Source organism: Asanoa sp. NPDC050611 (assembly GCF_040654855.1).
In the GTDB taxonomy this organism is placed as follows: Bacteria; Actinomycetota; Actinomycetes; order Mycobacteriales; family Micromonosporaceae; genus Asanoa.
In genome coordinates, this window is sequence record NZ_JBFAIU010000420.1 from 1 (window position 1) to 5,691 (window position 5,691).

Genomic DNA, 5,691 nt, shown 5'->3' on the forward strand with positions numbered 1-5,691 from the left:
CCACGCTCGGCATCGGATACGCGGAGCTCTTGACGGACGCGGCGCCAGGGGGCGGCGGCGCGGGGGTCGGCCACCAGCATGGGTGCCCTTTCGGGTGGTGATTGCGTTGTCCGGCGGGCCACGTCGGGCGACCCGCCGCGCGGCCTCGTCACGCGGCCGACGTCGCGGCCCTGTCGGGCGGGCCACCGCTGGCCCGCCCGGCGGTGCCTGACGCGCGGCCGGTTGGCGGGCCGCCCCAGGCCTCAGGCGCCTGCGACGGCGAAGTTGGTCACGGACTTGGCGTTGTCGGGGTTGACCAGCACGCAGTCGACCGACTGCTTCTCGGGCTGGTCGGTCTTGCCGGTCTTGACGTACGCATCGGCCTGGTCGACGGCCATCTCCGCGATCTTGCTGGCCGGCTGGAGCACCGTGGCCTTGATGCCGTCCTTGAGGATCGAGCTGACCACGTCGGGGCTGCCGTCGAACCCGACGACGATGATCTTCTTGCCCGCCGCCTGTACGGCCGCGAAGGCGCCCAGGGCCATCGTGTCGTTGCCGGCGATGATGCCCTTGATGTTCGGGTGGGCCTGCAGGATCGTCTGGGTCTTGGTCAGCGCCTCGGCCTGGTCCCAGTTGGCGCTCTGCTGCGCGACCATCTTCATGTCCGCGTACTGGTCGAGCACGCCGTGGTAACCCTGCGACCGGACGCCCGCGTTGGTGTCGGTCGGCTTGCCGGTCAGCTCGGCGTACTCGCCCTTGCCGCCCATCAGCTTCGCGAACTCCTGCCCGCCGAGGCCGGCGCCCTGTGCGTTGTTGGAGACGATCTGGGCGACCGCGACCCCGGTCTTGTTGATCTCGCGGTCGATCAGGAACGTCGGCACGCCGGCGTCCTTGGCCCGCTGGATCGCCGCCACCGACGCGTCGGCGCCGGCGTTGTCGAGGATGATCGCCGCGGCCTTGCGGGAGATCGCGGTGTCGATCTCCTGGCTCTGCTTGGTCGGGTCGTCGTCGTGGCTGAGCACCAGCGTCTCGTACCCGAGCTGCTTGGCCTGCGCGGCCGCCGCGTCCTGCTCGGCCTTGAAGAACACGTTGTCCGGCGACGGCGTGATGATCACCATCAGCTTCGACCCGCCGCCGCCGGCGGACGGTGACGCGCTGCCGGTGCCGGACCCGCCGTCGTCGCCGGAGCCGCAGGCGGCGAGGGCGAGCACGGCGGCCGCGCCGATGGGCAACAGGACGCGGCGGATGCCCGAGAGTTTTCTCATGGTTTGTCCTTTCGCGAGGGACGGCGGAACGGGGGTACGGGGGTGCGGGGTTCAGGCGGTGCGTCTGGCGAGGGACGACTGCAGCCGCTGCTGCGCCTGCTCGGTGATGACGGCGAAGATGATCACGGCGCCCTTGACCACCGACTGCCAGAAGGTGGAGACGCCGACGAGGACGAGCCCGTCGCTGAGGAAGCCGATGACGAAGGCGCCCATCACGGTGCCGATGATCGTGCCGCGGCCGCCGCTGAGCGCGGTGCCGCCCAGCACGGCCGCGGCGATCGCGTTCAGCTCGTAGGTGGTCGCGGTGTCGGGGTACGCCGCGCCCAGTTCCGAGGTGAGCAGCAGGCCGGCCAGCGCGGCACAGCACCCGGAGATGACGTACACGGCGATCTTGATGCGGTTGACCCGGATGCCGGAGAGCACGGCCGCCCGCTCGTTGCCGCCGACCGAGTAGACCCGCCGGCCGAACGGAGTCTTCGTGGTGACGACGACCGCCGCCGCCGCGACCACCACCATGATCCAGACGGCCACCGGAATGCCGAGCCAGCTGTCGACGCCGATGACGTGGAAGCCCTGGTTGCCGCGCTCGGGCGTGCCGGACAGGTCGGGGAACGTGCCGCCGTCGCTGCGCAGCTGCCCGACGCCACGGGCGACGTAGAGCATACCGAGCGTGGCGATGAACGGCGCCACCCTGAACCTCGTGATCAGCAGGCCGTTGACCGCACCGACCAGCGCGCCGACCAGGATGCCGACGAGGATCACCACGGCGACGGAGAAGAACAGCGTGCCGCCGGGCAGCGCGAGCCCGGTGAACAGCAGCCCGCCCGCGATCATGCTGGCCAGGCCGGCGATCGAGCCGACTGACAGGTCGATGCCGCCGGTCAGGATCACGAACGTGACCCCGATCGCCAGGATCGCGTTGATGGCCACGTGCTTGGTCATCAGGATCAGGTTGCTCTGCGTCAGGTACTCCGACGAGATCGCGCTGAAGAACGCGACCAGCAGCACGAGCACGACGAGGGTACGGCCCTGGAGGAGGAGCAGCGCCGCCCGGGCGAGCGCCGGGTTGCGCGGGCCCGCGGGCTCCGGCCTGGTCGGCGCCGGCGCGGGGGCGATCGTCTCGGTCATCAGCTGGCCTCCAGGACACTGTCGGACGCGGAGGCCGCGACCAGCGCCTCCTCGGTGACGTTCGCGGCGGTGAACTCCGCGGTGACGCGGCCGCGGGCCATCACCAGCACCCGGTCCGCCATGGCCACGACCTCGGCGAGCTCGGACGAGATGAACAGCACCCCGAAGCCCTCGGCGGCCAGCGCGGCCATCAGCGTGGCGATCTGGCCCTTCGCGCCGACGTCGATGCCGCGGGTCGGCTCGTCGAGGAGCAGCACGTCCGGCTCGGTCAGCAGGGCCCGGGCGAGCACGACCTTCTGCTGGTTGCCGCCGGAGAGCGCGGTGACGGTGGCCGCCAGGCCGGGCATCCGGATCGCCAGCTCGTCCACCTTGGACTTCGCCGTGCGCTGCTCGACGCCGCCGCGCAGCAGTCCCGCGCGGGTCAGGCGACCGATGGTGGCGAGCAGGATGTTGTCGCGGACCGACATGGTCTGGACGAGGCCGTCGCGCTGGCGGTCCTCGGGCACGAGGGCCAGGCCGGCCGCCAGGCGCGCGCGTACCGTGCCTTCGCGCTCGACCCTGGATTTGATCCGGACCTCGCCGGCGCTCGCCTTGCGCATGCCCATCAGGCACTCGACCAGCTCCGTGCGGCCGGCGCCCATGAGGCCGTAGACGCCGACCACCTCGCCGGCGCGGACGGTCAGCGACACGTCGTCGACGAGCGGCCGCACCGGGCCCGGCACGGTCAGGTTGCGCACCTCGAGCAGCACGTCGCCGGTCGGCGAGCTGTTGCGGGTGAACAGGGTGTCGGGATCGCGGCCGACCATCTGGCGGACGATCCAGCCGGTGTCCGTGCGGTCCATCGACTCGTGCGCGACCACGCTGCCGTCGCGCAGGACGGTGACGTGGTCGCCGATGCGGCGGAACTCGTCGAGCTTGTGCGAGATGTAGATGACCGTGACGTCGTGCGCCCGCAGGTCGGCCATCACCTCGAAGAGCACGTCGACCTCGTGGTTGGACAGCGCCGACGTGGGCTCGTCCATGATCAGCACGCGGACGTCCTCGAGCAGCGCCCGGCCGATCTCGACGAGCTGCTGCTGGCCGATCGGCAGGTCACCGGCGAGCGTGTCGGGGTCGAGCCGGTCCTGGCCGAGCCGCCGCAGGACGGCGCGCGTCCGGCGCCGCTGTTCCTTGCCGTCCACGAACCGGCGGGCCTGGCGCAGCTCCCGGCCGGCGAACATGTTCTCCGCGATGGACAGGTTCGGGAACAGGCTCAGCTCCTGGTGGATGATGCCGATCCCGCGGGCCATCGCGTCGCGCGGGCCGGCCAGCCGCACCGCCTCGCCGTCGAGCAGGATCTCGCCGGCGGTCGGCTGCTCGGCGCCGGAGAGGATCTTCATCAGCGTCGACTTGCCGGCGCCGTTCTCGCCGACGAGGACGTTGACCTTGCCGCGGTACGCCGTGAAGGTGACGTCCTTGAGCGCGCGCACACCGCCGTAGCTCTTGCTCATCCCCCGGGCGACCAGGTGCTCCGCGCTCATGACGCCACCGACAGCTCGGTGGGCACGACAAGGATCGTCGGCGCGTTGGGCAGCGCCGAGAACGCGCCGTGGAACGTGATCTCCTTGCCGACCGCGGCGGCCAGGTCGACCTTGGCGATCACCTCGGTCTTGACCCGCGCGTTGATCTCGTTGGCCACGTCGGCGTACTCGATCTGGTTGGTGAAGTCGCCGAACGAGATGAAGCCGACGGCGTCGCGCAGCGCGGTGCCGGCGATCACCGGGCCGGTCGCGATGCTGATCGTCAGCGGCTTCCCGCCAGACTGCGCGACCTCGACCGTCATCGGGCCGGTCTGCACCGAGGTGTCGACCTTGGTGACGGTGCCGGTGCCCTTGACCATGAAGGCGTACGGGCTGCCGGTCCCGGCCTGGTGGCCGTACTGCTGGCCGGCGGCGGCCGGGTCCTGCGCGAGCGCCGCGGCGACCGTGCCGATCTCCGTGGCCTGGTCGTGCACGGTCGGGACGATCCTGGCCGCCCAGGCGTCGGCGACGTAGCTCTTCGCGTCGGCCGGTGCCGCGCCCGCGGGCTGCGCGCCCTTGTCCTCGTAGACGTAGACGCCCGGCACCTTCGCGCAACCGGACAGCGCCACGGCCGTCGCGAGCAGCAGTCCCGCGATCGCCGCCCAACGGCGAGGAGTTAGCATTGAATATCCATTCATTGGCGACTGGCCATGCAGCTACTGTGAACGCTGGATGTCGCGCTTGTCAACGGGTCACGTCGATGCGGACCCAGGCGATTGCGTTCGAGCCGCTACGCTTCGTTGACGAAATGAGGAGGCGCCCGTGAGCCCGAGGTTCGATGCGGAGCCCTACGGCGTCGCGTCCGAACACACCCGGCTGCTGACCAAGGTCGCCCGGATGTACCACGAGCGCGGCATGCGCCAGCCCCAGATCGCCGAGCACCTGCACATCTCCCAGCCGCGCGTCTCGCGCCTGCTCAAGCAGGCGGTGGCGATGGGCATCGTGCGCACGGTGGTGATCACGCCCCGCGGCGTGCACGCGGAGCTCGAAGAGGCGGTCGAGCAGCGGTACGGCCTGACCGAGGTGGTCATCGCCGACACCGACGGCCAGACCGACGAGCACTCGGTGACCCAGGCGATCGCCGCCGCCGCCGCGGTCTACCTGGAGACGACGCTGATCCGCAACGACCGGGTCGGCATCTCGTCGTGGAGCGGCACGTTGCTCGCGATGGTCGACGCGATGCACCCGGCGCCGAGCCTCTCGGCGGAGCGGGTGGTGCAGATCCTGGGCGGCGTCGGCACGTCCGCGGCGCAGAGCCTGGCGACGCGGCTGACCGGCGGCCTGGCCCGCAACACCCGGGCGGAGGCGGTCTACCTGGTGGCGCCCGGTCTGGTGGCGACCGCGGCGATGCGCGACGCGCTGCTGCACGAGCCGAGCATCGCCGCGGTGATCGAGGCATGGCAGGACCTGACGGTCGCGCTGGTCGGCGTGGGCTCGCTGGCACCGTCCACATTGCTGCGGCAGAGCGGCAACGCGATCGCCGAGGAGGAAGAGGAGCGGCTGCGCGGCCTTGGCGCGATCGGCGACGTCTGCATGCGCTTCTTCGACGCGCACGGCCAGCACGTCGCGTCCTCTTTGGACGACCGCGTGCTGGGCATCAGCGCGGAGACGCTGAAGAAGGTCCCCCGCCGCGTCGGCGTGGCCGGCGGCGAGCGCAAGTGGCAGGCGATCCGGGCGGCGCTGAGCGGCGGCTGGCTCAACGTGCTCATCACCGACCAGGCCACGGCCACGGAGCTGGTCCGCGAGTGACCGCGCCCGCG

The 5,691-nt window shown here is 71.3% G+C and carries 5 protein-coding genes; 1 reads left to right on the plus strand and 4 read right to left on the minus strand.

From position 1 onward, the window contains the following. Positions 1 to 242 precede the first annotated feature (242 nt). Genes AB0H87_RS36990 through AB0H87_RS37005 form a run of 4 tightly spaced genes read right to left on the minus strand, consistent with a single transcriptional unit; the run spans position 243 to position 4,554 of the window. Positions 243 to 1,244: a D-ribose ABC transporter substrate-binding protein gene (locus AB0H87_RS36990; RefSeq protein WP_360156843.1), complete on the minus strand. Its 1,002-nt coding sequence runs from the start codon at positions 1,242 to 1,244 to the stop codon at positions 243 to 245. A gap of 51 nt (positions 1,245 to 1,295) precedes the next feature. Then, positions 1,296 to 2,372, minus strand: a complete 1,077-nt coding sequence (locus tag AB0H87_RS36995; protein ID WP_360156846.1) for an ABC transporter permease — start codon at positions 2,370 to 2,372, stop codon at positions 1,296 to 1,298. Continuing rightward, the gene (locus AB0H87_RS37000) at positions 2,372 to 3,892 is read right to left on the minus strand and encodes a sugar ABC transporter ATP-binding protein (RefSeq protein WP_360156849.1); all 1,521 of its coding nucleotides are present in this window, start codon (positions 3,890 to 3,892) and stop codon (positions 2,372 to 2,374) included. Before AB0H87_RS37000 ends, AB0H87_RS36995 begins: the two co-directional genes overlap by 1 nt. Continuing rightward, on the minus strand, positions 3,889 to 4,554 hold the full coding sequence (locus AB0H87_RS37005) for a DUF2291 domain-containing protein (protein ID WP_360156852.1): 666 nt from the start codon (positions 4,552 to 4,554) through the stop codon (positions 3,889 to 3,891). Before AB0H87_RS37005 ends, AB0H87_RS37000 begins: the two co-directional genes overlap by 4 nt. A 139-nt stretch (positions 4,555 to 4,693) precedes the next feature. Here AB0H87_RS37005 and AB0H87_RS37010 point away from each other — a divergent pair, with 139 nt between their 5' ends. Continuing rightward, the gene (locus AB0H87_RS37010) at positions 4,694 to 5,680 is read left to right on the plus strand and encodes a sugar-binding transcriptional regulator (protein ID WP_360156854.1); all 987 of its coding nucleotides are present in this window, start codon (positions 4,694 to 4,696) and stop codon (positions 5,678 to 5,680) included. Positions 5,681 to 5,691 lie beyond the last annotated feature (11 nt).